Here is a 15,519-nt window from a genome sequence, read left to right on the forward strand (position 1 = left end):
TCCGAGAGGATTTTCAGAAGTAGGCGAGAACAAGCAATTACTTATAGCCATTGTTGTGCGTTCGGTTTTTCTTTCAATTATTAATTTCTTTTTCGTATTTGTAGAATTCTGGTTTTTCGGTTTGTTCAATTAACACAAAATTCATTTTTTCTACTAATTTAATTGATGGAATATTTGCTTTCTTAATAAACCCAATTAATTTTTCGTAATTTCTACTTCGTAAATATTCAGTCATAAGCATCATAACTTCAAAACCATAACCTGTCCTCCAATATTTCTTTCCAATTGAGCAACCAATTGTACATTCTGTATTATTAATAGGCGTTATCAAGTAAGTTCCAATTAAGTTGTTTGTTACTTTTTCAAGAATTGCGTACCTAAACTCAGTTCCATTGTTAATGTTTTCGGCAACTTTTTTTAGCATTTCTTTTGCTTCATCAATATTTTCCAAAGGACTACTTCCTCTATATTTCATAGCTTCTTTGTCAGAATAAAGCTCGAAAATTACATTGACATCATTTTCAGCTAATTCTCGAATAAGCAATTTTTCATTTTCAATAATCATTATTTAGTTAGTTTCTTTCGGTTTTCTTTTTTTCTAAACTGACGCACAACGGTTTGGTGTATGGCTCGTTGCGGAAAATCAGCTATGATTTTCCGCCGTGACCGAAAGATAGCAAATTGCAATGAATTCCGATTAGGAATTCAGCCGCAATGAGCTATACACGTTGTTACCACACGTTTTTTTATTCAATTTCGGTCAAGATATAATCTTCCTTTTCGTATTCAAATGTCGAAACGAAAATATCTTTTCCAATTTTATTTTTAATCACAAATGGTGGATAAATATTCGTGAAAAGGATGTCAAATCCGTTTTGATTTATCCTTTCCCACATTAAATCAGAATTTCCCATTGTCCAACCACTACTTGTATAAACAGAGTCATTGACAAAATGAATTGTATCAGTCCATTTTCTGTAATTGCGGATAAACTTTTTTCCAGTCAATTTGAATTCAGGTGTTTTATTTTTGAGTGAATCAGCTAATCGTTTATAAACGCCATTTAAGTTACTATTCAAACGGTTAATTACAATGCTGTCGTTTGTCAATGGTTCAATGACATCTGAAAAATAGGATTCATTGTCGGCTATAACGAACTTATTTCCTTTTAGTTTGAAATTGTCAGTTCGTTCGTCGTTATAAACTTGATATTTAAATTGCTTTAAATTAAAAGTGCCATTTTCAAAAGTAAAAACTTCATTAAAAGGAATTCCAGTAGTGGATTCCATTAGACTGTCATTCTCTTTATATTGATATGCAGAAACCCAAGTTCCATTCAGCTTCTTTTCATTCTGACAAGAGGTCAAAATTAAAGTCAAAATAAATATGTTGAGCAGTTTTTTCAAATGTGTGGTAACGGTCTCGTATAACCGTCAGTTACGGGTTAAATTAGCGATTATTTTTCGGTTTAGCACTGACGTTAGCAATTCCGAGTGGATTCGGACGTAGTCGAATCCGCCGTAATTGCGGTTATACATTGTTGGCAATTGGCTTTATTTTTTTCAGTTCTAATTTATTTTCCTTTTCGTCAATTTTAAAGTCAATGTGTTGAAATTCCATCTTTTTGTCACACTTTGAGCAATTATATTTATGCTTAATAAAGTCAAACAAGATTATATCGTTTTTCTCATATTCAGATTTTAAATTTTCTCTTAATTGTATCGCAACAAGATTTTTATACGAAAAATTAGGATTGGTAAAGTCTTTTAGCATATTTTGCTTCAAAAATTTTGAGAAATTCTTAAAATAATAGAATGTTGCAATGTGATTTTCGAAGATTCTTAGATGTTGGAATTTTTGCTCACAATTTGGACATTTTAAAATGTTTACTTCATTTCTATGTTTAATAGAATAGTCATCTTTGATAAATTCCGATTCCAGTTTTTCAGTCAACAGTTTGTGGGTTATTCCATATAGTAGATTGAACCAAGCGTATTCAATATCATCTTTATAGCTCGGACTCCAGTCATTTAGTGAGCCCATTCCACCACCAGGTAAGTCGTGTCCAAGTCTCAAATTATGAAAATATTCCAACCACTGTTTATCTTCATTCAATTCAACCAATTCAATCAGAAGTTCAGAGTACTGCTGTTTGGTTTCATTGCTTAATCTATTTTTATTCCAAAAGCTCATTTTTTTTCAGCTTGTTGCCAACGGTTCGTATATGGAAAGTTGCGTGTTTGTGAGCGGCGATTTTCCGAAGGAAAATCGGAAGCAAGCAAACGAGCAACTTCCATTTGTTTAAGGTAAAACTAGCAATTTTTTATATACAATGTTAGTTTTAGTGCTTTTTTTTGATTGAAAATCAGTCGGTAACCAAATCCGCTCAATTTATTTTTTTTATCAGATTATGATTGGTTAATCCGCAAGGTTTTTTTAATCCACAAAAAGCTCAAAATCCGATATAGTTTTTGTTTATTCAGCAGAGTGGAAGTCCACTGTAAATTTTATTCATAATTTTAGGGTTTCCGCAACGTTTGTCAAAATCCGCACAGTTATTCACTTTAATTTTAGAGTTTTTAATTTGCAAAATTTTGAAACTCGGCAGCAATCTTTTTCGGAATTGTCTATCTTAAAATTCAAAAAAAAAAATCGAATCTAAGCACTAGGCATTTTTCTAACCGCAAACTTGCTCCAGCATTGAAACTAACGGTCTCGTATAACCGTCAGTTACGGGATTAAAGATAATGTTTTTCGGCTTAAAACTGACGTTAGCAATTCCGAGTGGATTCGGACGTAGTCGAATCCGCCGTAATTGCGGTTATACATTGTTGCCAGTAGTTTTTATTCGGATATAAACTTTTCAAATTCCGATTTATTTATTTTCTGTTCTATTCTTGGTTTTTCCAATTTCAGTTTTCCATTTTCTGTAACTGAAGCAACTTTATCATTAGGCTTCTCAATAAAATATTCGAACCTGTGATTAGTAAAATCATATTCCGACCATACATAAATTCCTTTTTTGTTTTCGTTTTTATAATAGTCGTTTTCTGATTTCGCATTTAGGATTCCGTATTTGATTATTTTCTTAAAATGTCTTTCAGATTTATCATCATTCCACCACGAAACATTGTATTGGTCAGAATCATATTTTCTATTCTCCCAAGTATTTCCAATTTTTGGTATTCCGAGTTTTTCTCGTTCCGAATTAAATTCAATTCCGTAATTTTTATTGAATGGTATTACTAATTCATAGATTGCGTTTAAACCTATTAGAAAACCAACATACACAAGTCCTTTAAATATCCCTTTTCCTAAAGTTTTAATTGAAAAAGTAAATTCTTTTGGGTCTTTTTTGTAGTCATAATAATATGCGATTCCAATTGGTACAATTATTAAAATTATTATCAAAATTCCGTAAATCATTCGTGGTCTCTTAAATTACTGGCAACGGATGGCGGTATGAAACGTTGGGAAATTCGGAGCTACTTCACTATCAAAATACAATAAACTTTGATGCGAGAACTGAGGTTTAAATAACCACTTAACTCCCAATGTTTTATGACCGCGTGTTGCCAACTGTACTTTTTCACGAACTGATGTTTAACAAATCAAATATCTTGTACAGTTCTGCTTTTCCTTGCTTTGGAATATCAATATTGAAGTCCCCAAGCTTTTTTGAATTTTGTATTGCAAGGTTCTTATATGGTTTCAATTTTTGATATATATCAGAATTTTTTCGCTTATAATACCGTTCAGTCTTCTCATAATCTTTAAGAATCGTGTTTTTAAACTCGTTGCATACTTTATCACAATTCTCATAGTATTTACCAGACTCTTTTATGTGCTGTAGGTACCAATACTCCAAGCACGGAGTATTTACTAAAACAGAAATGTTTTCAATAGGCTCTATTGTACTTAGATATTCTTTCAACTCATTTATTTTTGATTTTGAGCCAACTTTCCTTTCTCTTTCTTCTTTAAGAATAGTATCAAAATCTATTACCCATATAACTTGACTATAATCTTTGCTATTTTCAATCACATACTCAAACAACTCTGCAAGTTTCTTTTTCTTTGGCAGTTCCGGCTTAATGCTGATAGACCTTAAAAATTCGTGTTCCTTCATCATTTGAAGATACCAAATCTCAGTTTTTCCATCTACTACGATTGAGATAGCCTTTTTTCCAGTTCCTTTTCTTTGTTTATGATTCCTTTTCATCTACAATATCAATATAGTAATCATTTAAGTTTGGAGCCGCACCTAACTTGCCAATTTTATAAGCATTATAAACTGAGCTAGTATTTCTAATTACAGATGAATCGAAATCCATTAAAGAAAACAAATCAGTACTTCCATCAGATTCTTTTTCAGTAAACCATATTACATCATTTCTAAAAATATCTTTTTCCATTAATAACTCTCGATGATGAGTTGAAGCTATTAATTGTGAGTTTTTACTATTTACTAAAAATGTTAATAGAAAATGTTTAAATAAATCAGGATGTAATGATGATTCTAATTCATCAATAGGAAAAACACTTTCTTTTCTAATCATTATATCAATAAGCCCACTAAATTGATAATATCGCTGTGTACCAGAAGATTCAGATTTGTATGGAAGAAAATGTGGTTTATTATCATCAAAAGTGTGTTGAAATTGTATATCCCTACCTTCTATTGTACCTGATTCTTTCATTTCTGAAATTATCTCGTCAGAAATAGGAACTGTTTTTGAAATAAACTCTATGAGTTCAGACGAAACTTCTTTAGTGTCTTTTTTAATTATAATATCAGAGATATTGAAATCTGCCTTTTTTAATAAGTTAATTACATTAACCTTGTTTATTTCTTCATTTTCAATTCTTTTTGATACATATGCAAACAAATCTGTTCTCGGCTTTATTAATGGTTTGAGTTTACTCTCAAACCAATCTGTAGTTTCTTGAAGTTCTTTAGATTCAAAATTTGTTTTTAAATATCCACCCAAAACACTGTTATTCCATAAAGTGTTTGCTTCAAGGATTGACTTATGTTCTTTGTTTATTTTTATTTTACTACCAAAGTTTATTTTTGCAAGCTGTTTAGATTCATCTGTAATCCGCTCGTAGACTAAAGCTTTATTTGGATTATAGAAATACATTTTCTCTTTAACAATTGCATTTACATTCAATTCAACTTCATACAAATATTTAATATTATTCTGTATGAATTCAAGGGTAAAAAAAGTATTTTCATCCACTGTTTTATCATCAAACAAAAAAGGTTTATACTTAAACAGTTCCGTTTTCTTTTCAAAAGGGTCAATTACTATATCTCTTAAAAAGTCCAAAGCCTCAAGTACAGTTGTTTTCCCTGAAGCATTTGCGCCATATATTAATCCTAGTTTTAATAATCTTATATTCCTATCTGTACCAACATTGTTGACATAATACTCTTCTAAATCATCTGATTTGGTTGCTTCAAAAGATAAGTGAATCTTATCCTTAATCGAGCGAAAATTCTGCACTATAAAATTTACTATCATTTTTCCAGTCGTATTTGTAAATCATTTACAAAAGTAAGTATAAAAACGATATATATATTGATTTTTTAAGTAATTTTCTTGATTTGCAGGTCGGTTCTTTTGTATGGTTGGCAACGGTCTCGGCTATGAGTAGTTGCGTGCTTTAGCACTTAACTTTGCAAATACACACCAAGCTGAAAATCCGCGAGGATTTTCAGAAGTAGGCGAGAACAAGCAATTACTTATAGCCATTGTTGTGCCTAGTTTTTTATTCTTGTCAAATTTAAATATTCGTCAAAAGCTATTTTTAAAAGCGGTGCAAAAGGGAAGTCTAATCTTTTAATTTCAGGTTTATCTAAGTATGTAACTTCCGTAATATTAGCAGTCGTTTCGTCTCTCCAATTTCCATATCTCATAGCGGAATATTTAATTGAAATATTTAAATCAACATTATTATATTCAAAATCACCTTCTGAGGTTTTATGATTTTTGTAATCTATCAAGGCTATCAAATTTCCATATCTTCTAAGTTGCCTTTCATCAACAAGTTTTGATGGATTTCTTTCTGCGAGTTTTTCTAATGCTGTTTTTAAGCTAGTTATTGAACCATAAAATGAAATCAAGAAATCAAAAACTAGTATTTTTTGAAAATGCCAACTGGAAGCTCTTCCGTAATTTTCGTCAATTTTGAAATCAAAGAATTTTAACGTGTACTCTTTGTCAAAAAGTTTTAATAGCGTTCTAAGATTTAATAAGTCATTGTTGATTAAATCCTCTAAAATTTCTTTAAAATTTACAGTTGTTGTTCTATCTCTAGCACCCAAGTTTATTATGTGGTCGTATGCACCTTGTATTTTAATTGACGCTAGTATTGTTTCAACAGATTTGCTTACAATCTCTTTGTTGTCAAAGTAATGTATTTCTCTACTATAAAACTTATCAATATAACCTGAGAAATCTACTTTTGAACCATATTTTGAATGGAATAAATTTCTAATGTTTTCAATATCGCAAACAAGGATTATTTTATGGAATCCGAATTTATTTTCCGTAAAATTCCCAATATCAAAATGACAAGCAAAAACGTTTAGTATCCTAAAAATATGTTCAGGGTCAAGTCTATCCAAATCATCTATTACCAGAACTATCTCTTTCTCACTTTCTTTAAGTTTTTCGATGAGTCCTGAAATTAATTCAGTAATTCTATTTTCTTCATAAATAGAATTGTCTCTAGCAGTCAGTTCTTTTAAAAAATCGATTAACTCCTTTTTTTCGTCAATCTGAGATTCAGAGTTATGTTCTTTAATATTGTTTACGATTTTTTTTAAGTTTTCATAAATATCACTGAAAGCTTTTCCAATTTTTCCACCACTTTTAGCTAAAAGGGACATTGTATCTAAAAAATTGTCTTTTAAATAAAACTGAGAGGTAAGCAATTTCGAAAAATCAGTCTTTTCGTATTCTACATTTTTACCAAGAAGTTCGAAAGCAATGTCATATTTTATATAATCAATAATGTCATCATTATTTGATATTGAATAGTTGATTGGTGAGAGTAAAAAAAGTTCGTATTCCTCAGAATTTTGCTCAAAAAACTCTTTTAAAAAATACGTTTTTCCTATACCAAATATTCCAGAAAAAATCATCTGATTATTATCAGGAAGACTCAGGTGAGTTTTGAATCTTTCAATTTCGGATGTAATGTCAATTTTCAATTTTTCGTGATGATTTTAAATTAGGCACAACGGTTTGTGTAAGGATAGTTGCGTGGTCAAGCAACTAACTTAGCAAAAATGGAACGAACCAGAGGAAAATCCGCAGGATTTTCCGAGTAGGCTAGAACCAAGCAATTATTTTTACACGGTGTTGGCAATAGTTATTTATTTTTTACCAGATATTTATGGTTTCAACAAATTCCGAATCTCCTGTTACACTAATTTTTAGTTTAGAAGGAATAAAGCTTTTTCCTTTATATTCGGGTTCAGCTGAATAGCTCAATTTTTTCCCATCAATTAATAATTCCTCAATCATTTTGTCAAATCGTAGTTTAAATACTTTTGCAAATTCAGGAACATAGAGAATATTTACAGGACTATCTTCTCCTCCAAATTCCAATGGCATTAAATGTAGTTCTGTCAGTTCACCTTTTTTAAATAAATCAATTGCTTTTTTGTTACTATCGATTTTGCTAAAATCAGGTCTGTTTTCGTTTTCTGAATTATCTTTTTTCTTAAACCATTTAAACATACTCAGTTTTTTTAATCAGACGTTTTTAAATTCAAATTCTTTATTTTCCGCTGTTCCATATCCTGAACAGCTAATTTTAGTTTTTTTATTTGTCCATACAGGTTGTTCCAAGGTTCCGCATTTAAATGAAATGTCTCAGTGTTCTTTCCTAAAGAGTTTTTGTATTTCACGACAAAACCTCTGTAGAAATCTAATTCAATAATCTCTTCTATATTTAAATTCAATTCATTTCTACCTCCAAAAATCGAATAACTTTTGAGAAGTAGTCTTTCTCTGTTAACATGAACTTCAAGTAAAATTTTCTTCTCTTTAATCATTAAATAGGTTGGATAAATTAAATATAATAACCAAATGTACCATTCTATTTTTCCAAGAGTTATGTATATAAAGAAACCAACAATCATAAAGTTTCCTAATAAGCTCCAAAGCAAAGAGATTCTGAGATTTTTTATTAAATGGTCGTTCATATCTTACGAGTAAGTTTTAATTGTTGCCAACGGTCTCGGCTATGAGTAGTTGCGTGTTTTAGCACGTAACTTTGCAAGTACATACCAAGCTGAAAATCCGCGAGGATTTTCAGAAGTAGGCGAGAACAAGCAATTACTTATAGCCATTGTTGTACATAGTGTTTTTATAAAATTAGTTTGCCATAATTTAATTCCGCCACAATGTTATTTTTGTCGAATTTAATAAATATTGATTCCTCTAAATCATTTACTAATTGTATATAATTTTTTCCTTCTGTATTCACCTTAAATGTTTTTTCGATTTTTTGTCTACTTTCACCGATTTTAATTCCATTTATACTCATAAGGGAATCTTCTATATCTACATCTGAAACAAAACCATAACTTGCCAAAATATAATTTTTTCCATATTCAATATCGTAATCAGGAAAGCCAGTTTCATCTATGTATTTGTTACTTTTTTCGAATTTATCTGGTTTACCAAGAGTTTGCATCAAAACCTTTTCACTAAAGGGATTACTGAGATTGAAGTCGTTTAGAAAAAAAGCTTTAACATTAACGGAAATAACATAAGGCTTTTTATCTTTTTTTTGTTCATTTTGCTTCAAGTCAGAGTTTTTAGAAACTATTTTATTTTGAGGTATAGACTTCGTATTCCGTTCAGTTTTTTGGGTTTCGGATTTACAAGAAAGACTGACTAAAATCAGAAAAAGAATAGATATGTAATTGAGTTTTTTTCTCATTATGTACAACGGTTACGTATATGAAATGTTGCGTGTTTGAGTGCGAGGATTTTCCGAAGGAAAATCAGACGCTAGAAAACAAAGCAACTTCCATTGGTTAAGCACAAAATAGCAATTTTTTATATACAATGTTGCCAACCGTTTTTTATTTATCAGATTTAATATTATCAATTATGGAATCAGTTTTTAAATTTTTATCAGTTGTTTGGTCATTAGTTTGTTCAAAGGATTTTTGGCTTTCGTTATTTTCTGGTGCATTAGGTTTTTGGTTATCGACTTTATTTTTTTGAAATAAAACACCACCTATGAAACCTAATAAAGCAATTAATAGATATTTTAAAATTCCAAGTTTTATTTCTCGGGATTGTATTAAATATTTTTTAGTTCCCCACTTAAATTTTAATAGTTGAAATGGATTTAGACTTAAATATATTTTTCTCGGTTCGTTATGTTGTCCGATGTAATTCAGAACGTAATTATGTTTTACAGGAACAAACTCGATTGGGTCAGAAGATATTTTTTCTAAATCAAAATCCGATTTGTTTTTGGGATTAGAAGTGTTAAAAATCTGTCGTGAATTAAATTTCACACGTTGCAGTTTTCCATATTCGATTAGGATTTCACAATCTGTAAATCCAACTACGTCTTTTGCATATTTTCCTTTAAATTTCAATTCAGATTACGGTTTTCTCAAATGGTTGGCAACGGTCTCGTATAACCGTCAGTTACGGGTTAAAGTACGCAAATTTTTCGGTTTAGCACAGACGTTAGCAATTCCGAGTGGATTCGGACGTAGTCGAATCCGCCGTAATTGCGGTTATACATTGTTGTGTGTAGTTTTTTTTAATCGGTTAATTATTTTTCTTACTCTACTTTCTACATTTTTCCAATCCCATAATTCTGGGTTCCCGAATTCAGGGTATGTACTTTTCCAACCCTCAGCTCGTTTTTTTGAATTTACAGAAACTCTGCATTCGATTTCGTTCTCTCCTTGTCGCAAGTCAAGTTGAATAAAGATTATAGCCCAACCATCTATTTTATATCGAAAAGTTTTTCCGTTACAATATTTTGGATTAAGCTCTATTTTTGTCGTAAAGAACTTGCCTTTTGATTCAGGGTTATAAATTCCAAACCCAAAATGTTTTTTTCCATTCGTGATTCCATTGTCAAAATAGCTTTGAAATTCAGATGTAGAGTTTATCCGAATAATTTCTTTTTCCATTTCAGAATCAGATTCATAGAATTCGGTTTTTGAGTCCGAAAGAATGTATTCAATCAGTTCAAAAAGTTGGGTTTTATCTATGATATCTGTTCTCTGCATTAGTTTTTCTCAAATTACACACAACGGTCTCGTATAACCGTCAGTTACGGGATTAAAGTTAATGATTTTCGGTTAAGCACTGGCGTTAGCAATTCCGAGTGGATTCGGACGTAGTCGAATCCGCCGTAATTGCGGTTATACGGTGTTGCCAGTAGTGCTTTTTTTCTTACAAGTCATTTTCTGTTTCGTAATATATTTTTCCATTTAGCGGAATCATAGTTGTAATTGCGTATGAATTAGAAAAGGAAATTTTTTGTAATTCATATATTTTATTTGCGTTAACTCTGTCCCAATATTCTAGTGGAATAGTTTCTACAATTCCGAAAATCATTTTATCTCCACCTTCACATCTTGTATCTACGAAATGTTCTTTAGGAACAAAATCGAGAACAAAGTCCAAATCTCCGTTTTTCTTGAAGTATTTCCATTTTCCAATTCGGTAATAATAGAAAGCTCGAAATGCTCCGCCCATTCCACAATCGATAAAAGAACTTATTTTATAATTTCCTTCTGCCGATAAAATTCCGTCCGAGTCAAATTCTTTCCACAAATTGAATTTCAAATCACTTACATTGTTATCCGCAACTGCCATTTTTCCAATTCCGATTACAGTTCCTTTTTTGTTTTTCAGTTCAATTAAAGTGTCATTTTCAGGAATTCCATTTTCAAGTTCTCCATAAAGTTTTTCGTCTTGAATGTAAATCCGATTCTGATGTAGATTTTTATTTCCACAACCAAAAGTCAAAATAATTAATATGAATGTTATCGATTTGTTCATTTTCGCATTACTGGCAACGGTCTCGTATAACCGTCAGTTACGGGATTAAAGATAATGTTTTTCGGCTTAAAACTGACGTTAGCAATTCCGAGTGGATTCGGACGTAGTCGAATCCGCCGTAATTGCGGTTATACATTGTTGCCAGTAGTTTTTATTCGGATATAAACTTTTCAAATTCCGATTTATTTATTTTCTGTTCTATTCTTGGTTTTTCCAATTTCAGTTTTCCATTTTCTGTAACTGAAGCAACTTTATCATTAGGCTTCTCAATAAAATATTCGAACCTGTGATTAGTAAAATCATATTCCGACCATACATAAATTCCTTTTTTGTTTTCGTTTTTATAATAGTCGTTTTCTGATTTCGCATTTAGGATTCCGTATTTGATTATTTTCTTAAAATGTCTTTCAGATTTATCATCATTCCACCACGAAACATTGTATTGGTCAGAATCATATTTTCTATTCTCCCAAGTATTTCCAATTTTTGGTATTCCGAGTTTTTCTCGTTCCGAATTAAATTCAATTCCGTAATTTTTATTGAATGGTATTACTAATTCATAGATTGCGTTTAAACCTATTAGAAAACCAACATACACAAGTCCTTTAAATATCCCTTTTCCTAAAGTTTTAATTGAAAAAGTAAATTCTTTTGGGTCTTTTTTGTAGTCATAATAATATGCGATTCCAATTGGTACAATTATTAAAATTATTATCAAAATTCCGTAAATCATTCGTGGTCTCTTAAATTACTGGCAACGGTCTCGGCTATGAGTAGTTGCGTGTTTTAGCACGTAACTTTGCAAGTACATACCAAGCTGAAAATCCGCGAGGATTTTCAGAAGTAGGCGAGAACAAGCAATTACTTATAGCCATTGTTGTACATAGTGTTTTTATAAAATTAGTTTGCCATAATTTAATTCCGCCACAATGTTATTTTTGTCGAATTTAATAAATATTGATTCCTCTAAATCATTTACTAATTGTATATAATTTTTTCCTTCTGTATTCACCTTAAATGTTTTTTCGATTTTTTGTCTACTTTCACCGATTTTAATTCCATTTATACTCATAAGGGAATCTTCTATATCTACATCTGAAACAAAACCATAACTTGCCAAAATATAATTTTTTCCATATTCAATATCGTAATCAGGAAAGCCAGTTTCATCTATGTATTTGTTACTTTTTTCGAATTTATCTGGTTTACCAAGAGTTTGCATCAAAACCTTTTCACTAAAGGGATTACTGAGATTGAAGTCGTTTAGAAAAAAAGCTTTAACATTAACGGAAATAACATAAGGCTTTTTATCTTTTTTTTGTTCATTTTGCTTCAAGTCAGAGTTTTTAGAAACTATTTTATTTTGAGGTATAGACTTCGTATTCCGTTCAGTTTTTTGGGTTTCGGATTTACAAGAAAGACTGACTAAAATCAGAAAAAGAATAGATATGTAATTGAGTTTTTTTCTCATTATGTACAACGGTCTCGTATAACCGTCAGTTACGGGTTAAAGTACACAAATTTTTCGGTTTGGCACAGACTTTAGCAATTCCGAGTGGATTCGGACGTAGTTGAATCCGCCGTAATTGCGGTTATACATTGTTGTGGTTAGTGTTTTTTTATTTATTTACTCAATTTTAAAATTCTAAAAGCACCTTGAATTACCAAAACAAAAACTATTGTTCCGATAATCAAATCAGGTTTGCTTGAACTCAACCAGTTTACCAAAAGTCCAGCTGTTATTACTCCTAAATTTATAATCACATCGTTTGAAGTGAAAATCATACTTGCTTTCATATGTGCCTCTTCCTTACTTTTTGACTTTTGTAAAATGTAAAGACAAATTCCGTTTGCAATAAGTGCGAAAATTGAAACGATAATCATTGTCGAAAAGTTTGGTAATTTCTCGTCTCCGAAAAATCTCCTTAAAACTTCTACAAATCCGATAATTGCAAGTGTTATTTGAAAATATCCAGCAAGTTTGGCAATCCGTTTTTTCTTTATTACTGTTCCACCAACCGCAAACAAGCTAATTCCGTAAACGAAACTGTCCGCAAGCATATCTAAACTGTCGGCAACCAATCCCATTGATTTTGAGATTATTCCTGTTGTCATTTCAATTATGAAAAACGCAAAATTTATGGCAAGTACAGACCAAAGTAGTTTTTTTTGGTTTGCATTTTCATTAAATTCTGTTTGGTGGGTTTGTTCAGTCGAGATTTTCTTTCCGCCTAAATTCAGTTCGATAACTGATTTTTCGATTTGGACAGTTTCTCCGCTGTGAAAAACGGTCAGTTTTCGGTTGGGAATGTCAAAGTCCAAATTCGCAATACTTGGAATTCCGTCCAATTTCATTCGGATTAGATTTTCCTCTGAAGGACAGTCCATTTTAGTAATTTCAAATATTGTTTTATTCATTTAGTTACTCGGTTTTTTTTACATTAACCACAACGGTTTCGTATAAGATTAGTTGCGTGGTTTAAGCAACTAATTTAGCAAATAAAAACCGAATAGAAAATCCGCGAGGATTTTCGTAAGTAGGCTAGAACCAAGCAAATTAATTTTATACATTGTTGTAGATAGTTATTTTTTCGGAGCAGGTTTCGGTTTTGGAGGTGGTGGAGGTGGTGCTTGTCTACCTCTAGTTGGTGTACTTCTAGTGTTTCCTTTAGATTGACCTTCGTTAAGTGGTCTCGGTTTGTTCGGATTCTTCTGTGCCATTTTCGTTATTTTTATATGGTAATTCAATTATTAAATTTTCTTTTGATTTCGAAAGATATATTTTATCTAAATCGTATAATTTTGTTGAAGTTTCGTAATCATATACAACAACATCCAATAATACAAGTTCTTTTATTTCATCCGTTTCAGAAAATGAGTTTACAAATCCGTGATAGGTTAATTTATTCTCAATATCTCTGACATATACTTCTTCAACTTCTTTAGCATTTAAGAAGTAGGAATATAAATTCTCATCACCATATTTGTTCGTCAAACCAATCCATTTTCCAAATCTATTTATCAGTTTGTAATGGTCTATACCTGTCGAAATAAGTCCAACAAATATTGAAATTAAAGATGATTTAAGTATTACACTGTATGGAATATCTTTCGTTGGAAGATTATCCCAAAAAGATTTAAAACTCTCATCAGTTCCGCAAACATTGAATAATACTCCAGCAATTAAATAACTAATTGCTCCAAACAAAATAGCATTAGTTACAAACTTAAAAGACGTCCATTGTTTATGAATAGTTAGTCTTTCATATATAATACAAGCTAGACTTCCTGGGATTAGAAGTAGTATTAGTTTTAATGTTAATTCGGATATCTCCATATTTTTGGATAATTATCTACAACGGTCTCGTATAACCGTCAGTTACGGATAAATATACGAAGTTTTTCGGTTTAGCACAGACGTTAGCAATTCCGAGTGGATTCGGACGTAGTCGAATCCGCCGTAATTGCGGTTATACATTGTTAGCAAACGTATTTATTGTTTTTTTTCACTTTCTTTTGGTTCTTGGTTAATCTCATAAAATTTGTCAAACCATTTACGTCTAATTATTCCATCAAATTTATTTTCTATATTCGAAATTACTATTATTTCAAAAATATCATTTGATTTTGAGTATTTAGATTTGTGTCTATAAACAATTCTTGTTTCATTATCAGTTAGAACTTCAACTAATTTTAGTTCAACCAATTTACCAAGTTTATTATTGCTTTCAATACACGATTTTGTTATTTTTTCGTCGATTAATGATTTTGTCAACCTTTTTGTAGCTATTTCTTCAGAAAGCTTTAAATAATCGTTTTTACAAGTGTAAGTTTTACTTGCAAAAATAAAAGCTCCATCTATGTGTTTTTGATTGATTGTATCTAAATCTACTTTGATAAAAGGTGCCTTTTCATTCCAATCGTAGAGTTTCGCATACCAATATTGTTTAGATATAATTCCATAAAACTTATTTTCTTGATTAACGTAAACCCGAATTTCTGTAGCTCTGTCAATTTTTTCATATTTAGGTTTATATCTAAAAATCAAGTTTGAACCATCCTTTACTATTTCGGCTAAATTTATTTTTATTAATTGACCATAAACTTTGTTAATATTTTCACAGTTTAGAGATGCTACTAATTGAGAATTATATTTTTTTAAAAAAGTTTCGGTTGCATTTTGAGAAGTTAGTTTTGGAAAATTTCCATTTTCACAAGCATTATATGCGTTAAATGCAAAAGAGTAAGTTTTATAGATTAAGTCTGCACTAATAGAGTCTTTATCAACTTTTTGAACTTGGGCAGTAGAAAAATTCATTAAAGACAAAAATAATATGTTAAGTAAAAATGTTCGTTTCATATGTTTGCTAACGTGTTTGTATATGGTTTGTTGCGTGGTTTAGCACGTAATTTAGCAAATAAAAACCGAATAGAAAATCCGCGAGGATTTTCGTAA

18 protein-coding genes are annotated in these 15,519 nt (G+C 30.7%); all 18 read right to left on the reverse strand.

Translation table 11 applies throughout. The features are described from left to right. Nucleotides 1–73 precede the first annotated feature (73 nt). The 18 genes from ACYX4H_RS11220 to ACYX4H_RS11305 all read right to left on the reverse strand — a co-directional run bounded on the left by ACYX4H_RS11220 (nucleotide 74) and on the right by ACYX4H_RS11305 (nucleotide 15,423). The gene (locus ACYX4H_RS11220; RefSeq protein WP_476236341.1) at nucleotides 74–565 is read right to left on the reverse strand and encodes a GNAT family N-acetyltransferase; all 492 of its coding nucleotides are present in this window, start codon (nucleotides 563–565) and stop codon (nucleotides 74–76) included. Between the two features lie 181 nt (nucleotides 566–746). Beyond that, nucleotides 747–1,406 (reverse strand): hypothetical protein, encoded by a 660-nt coding sequence (locus tag ACYX4H_RS11225; protein ID WP_476236343.1) that lies wholly within the window; start codon nucleotides 1,404–1,406, stop codon nucleotides 747–749. A gap of 124 nt (nucleotides 1,407–1,530) precedes the next feature. Beyond that, a complete protein-coding gene (locus tag ACYX4H_RS11230) occupies nucleotides 1,531–2,193 on the reverse strand; it encodes a hypothetical protein (protein ID WP_476236344.1) in 663 nt (220 codons plus the stop codon). Between the two features lie 651 nt (nucleotides 2,194–2,844). Then, nucleotides 2,845–3,426 (reverse strand): hypothetical protein, encoded by a 582-nt coding sequence (locus ACYX4H_RS11235; RefSeq protein ID WP_476236345.1) that lies wholly within the window; start codon nucleotides 3,424–3,426, stop codon nucleotides 2,845–2,847. A 163-nt stretch (nucleotides 3,427–3,589) separates the two neighbouring features. Continuing rightward, nucleotides 3,590–4,222, reverse strand: a complete 633-nt coding sequence (locus ACYX4H_RS11240; protein WP_476236346.1) for an RloB domain-containing protein — start codon at nucleotides 4,220–4,222, stop codon at nucleotides 3,590–3,592. Continuing rightward, complete coding sequence (locus ACYX4H_RS11245; protein WP_476236347.1) at nucleotides 4,206–5,528, reverse strand: AAA family ATPase; 1,323 nt, start codon at nucleotides 5,526–5,528, stop codon at nucleotides 4,206–4,208. Before ACYX4H_RS11245 ends, ACYX4H_RS11240 begins: the two co-directional genes overlap by 17 nt. A 239-nt stretch (nucleotides 5,529–5,767) precedes the next feature. Next, entirely contained in the window at nucleotides 5,768–7,222 is a 1,455-nt protein-coding gene (locus tag ACYX4H_RS11250) for a P-loop NTPase fold protein (protein WP_476236348.1), read from the reverse strand. A 172-nt stretch (nucleotides 7,223–7,394) separates the two neighbouring features. Continuing rightward, nucleotides 7,395–7,754, reverse strand: a complete 360-nt coding sequence (locus ACYX4H_RS11255; protein WP_476236349.1) for a hypothetical protein — start codon at nucleotides 7,752–7,754, stop codon at nucleotides 7,395–7,397. A gap of 11 nt (nucleotides 7,755–7,765) precedes the next feature. Further along, nucleotides 7,766–8,221, reverse strand: coding sequence for a hypothetical protein (locus tag ACYX4H_RS11260; RefSeq protein WP_476236351.1), 456 nt, complete (start codon nucleotides 8,219–8,221; stop codon nucleotides 7,766–7,768). Between the two features lie 164 nt (nucleotides 8,222–8,385). Then, nucleotides 8,386–8,964, reverse strand: coding sequence for a hypothetical protein (locus tag ACYX4H_RS11265; RefSeq protein ID WP_476236352.1), 579 nt, complete (start codon nucleotides 8,962–8,964; stop codon nucleotides 8,386–8,388). A gap of 145 nt (nucleotides 8,965–9,109) precedes the next feature. Further along, nucleotides 9,110–9,637: a hypothetical protein gene (locus ACYX4H_RS11270; protein WP_476236353.1), complete on the reverse strand. Its 528-nt coding sequence runs from the start codon at nucleotides 9,635–9,637 to the stop codon at nucleotides 9,110–9,112. Nucleotides 9,638–9,781: 144 nt separating this feature from the next. Further along, nucleotides 9,782–10,285, reverse strand: coding sequence for a hypothetical protein (locus tag ACYX4H_RS11275; protein ID WP_476236354.1), 504 nt, complete (start codon nucleotides 10,283–10,285; stop codon nucleotides 9,782–9,784). Between the two features lie 166 nt (nucleotides 10,286–10,451). Continuing rightward, entirely contained in the window at nucleotides 10,452–11,063 is a 612-nt protein-coding gene (locus ACYX4H_RS11280; RefSeq protein ID WP_476236356.1) for a hypothetical protein, read from the reverse strand. Between the two features lie 151 nt (nucleotides 11,064–11,214). Next, a complete protein-coding gene (locus ACYX4H_RS11285; RefSeq protein ID WP_476236345.1) occupies nucleotides 11,215–11,796 on the reverse strand; it encodes a hypothetical protein in 582 nt (193 codons plus the stop codon). Between the two features lie 159 nt (nucleotides 11,797–11,955). Then, entirely contained in the window at nucleotides 11,956–12,534 is a 579-nt protein-coding gene (locus ACYX4H_RS11290) for a hypothetical protein (RefSeq protein ID WP_476236352.1), read from the reverse strand. Between the two features lie 152 nt (nucleotides 12,535–12,686). Continuing rightward, the gene (locus ACYX4H_RS11295) at nucleotides 12,687–13,481 is read right to left on the reverse strand and encodes a cation efflux transmembrane domain-containing protein (protein ID WP_085765556.1); all 795 of its coding nucleotides are present in this window, start codon (nucleotides 13,479–13,481) and stop codon (nucleotides 12,687–12,689) included. A 265-nt stretch (nucleotides 13,482–13,746) separates the two neighbouring features. After that, a complete protein-coding gene (locus ACYX4H_RS11300) occupies nucleotides 13,747–14,400 on the reverse strand; it encodes a hypothetical protein (RefSeq protein WP_476236358.1) in 654 nt (217 codons plus the stop codon). A gap of 156 nt (nucleotides 14,401–14,556) precedes the next feature. Then, nucleotides 14,557–15,423 carry a hypothetical protein gene (locus ACYX4H_RS11305; RefSeq protein ID WP_476236360.1) on the reverse strand — a complete coding sequence of 289 codons (867 nt, stop codon included), beginning with the start codon at nucleotides 15,421–15,423 and terminating at the stop codon, nucleotides 14,557–14,559. Nucleotides 15,424–15,519: the final 96 nt, after the last annotated feature.

The organism is Seonamhaeicola sp. ABD4_340, from assembly GCF_056312135.1.

Bases quoted from the DNA above. Each gene is read 5' to 3' on its own strand.
- ACYX4H_RS11220 (WP_476236341.1), bottom strand. From the start codon at position 565: ATGATTATTGAAAATGAAAAATTGCTTATTCGAGAATTAGCTGAAAAT.
- ACYX4H_RS11230 (WP_476236344.1), bottom strand. From the start codon at position 2,193: ATGAGCTTTTGGAATAAAAATAGATTAAGCAATGAAACCAAACAGCAG.
- ACYX4H_RS11235 (WP_476236345.1), bottom strand. From the start codon at position 3,426: ATGATTTACGGAATTTTGATAATAATTTTAATAATTGTACCAATTGGA.
- ACYX4H_RS11240 (WP_476236346.1), bottom strand. From the start codon at position 4,222: ATGAAAAGGAATCATAAACAAAGAAAAGGAACTGGAAAAAAGGCTATC.
- ACYX4H_RS11245 (WP_476236347.1), bottom strand. From the start codon at position 5,528: ATGATAGTAAATTTTATAGTGCAGAATTTTCGCTCGATTAAGGATAAG.
- ACYX4H_RS11255 (WP_476236349.1), bottom strand. From the start codon at position 7,754: ATGTTTAAATGGTTTAAGAAAAAAGATAATTCAGAAAACGAAAACAGA.
- ACYX4H_RS11260 (WP_476236351.1), bottom strand. From the start codon at position 8,221: ATGAACGACCATTTAATAAAAAATCTCAGAATCTCTTTGCTTTGGAGC.
- ACYX4H_RS11265 (WP_476236352.1), bottom strand. From the start codon at position 8,964: ATGAGAAAAAAACTCAATTACATATCTATTCTTTTTCTGATTTTAGTC.
- ACYX4H_RS11275 (WP_476236354.1), bottom strand. From the start codon at position 10,285: ATGCAGAGAACAGATATCATAGATAAAACCCAACTTTTTGAACTGATT.
- ACYX4H_RS11280 (WP_476236356.1), bottom strand. From the start codon at position 11,063: ATGAACAAATCGATAACATTCATATTAATTATTTTGACTTTTGGTTGT.
- ACYX4H_RS11285 (WP_476236345.1), bottom strand. From the start codon at position 11,796: ATGATTTACGGAATTTTGATAATAATTTTAATAATTGTACCAATTGGA.
- ACYX4H_RS11290 (WP_476236352.1), bottom strand. From the start codon at position 12,534: ATGAGAAAAAAACTCAATTACATATCTATTCTTTTTCTGATTTTAGTC.
- ACYX4H_RS11295 (WP_085765556.1), bottom strand. From the start codon at position 13,481: ATGAATAAAACAATATTTGAAATTACTAAAATGGACTGTCCTTCAGAG.
- ACYX4H_RS11300 (WP_476236358.1), bottom strand. From the start codon at position 14,400: ATGGAGATATCCGAATTAACATTAAAACTAATACTACTTCTAATCCCA.
- ACYX4H_RS11305 (WP_476236360.1), bottom strand. From the start codon at position 15,423: ATGAAACGAACATTTTTACTTAACATATTATTTTTGTCTTTAATGAAT.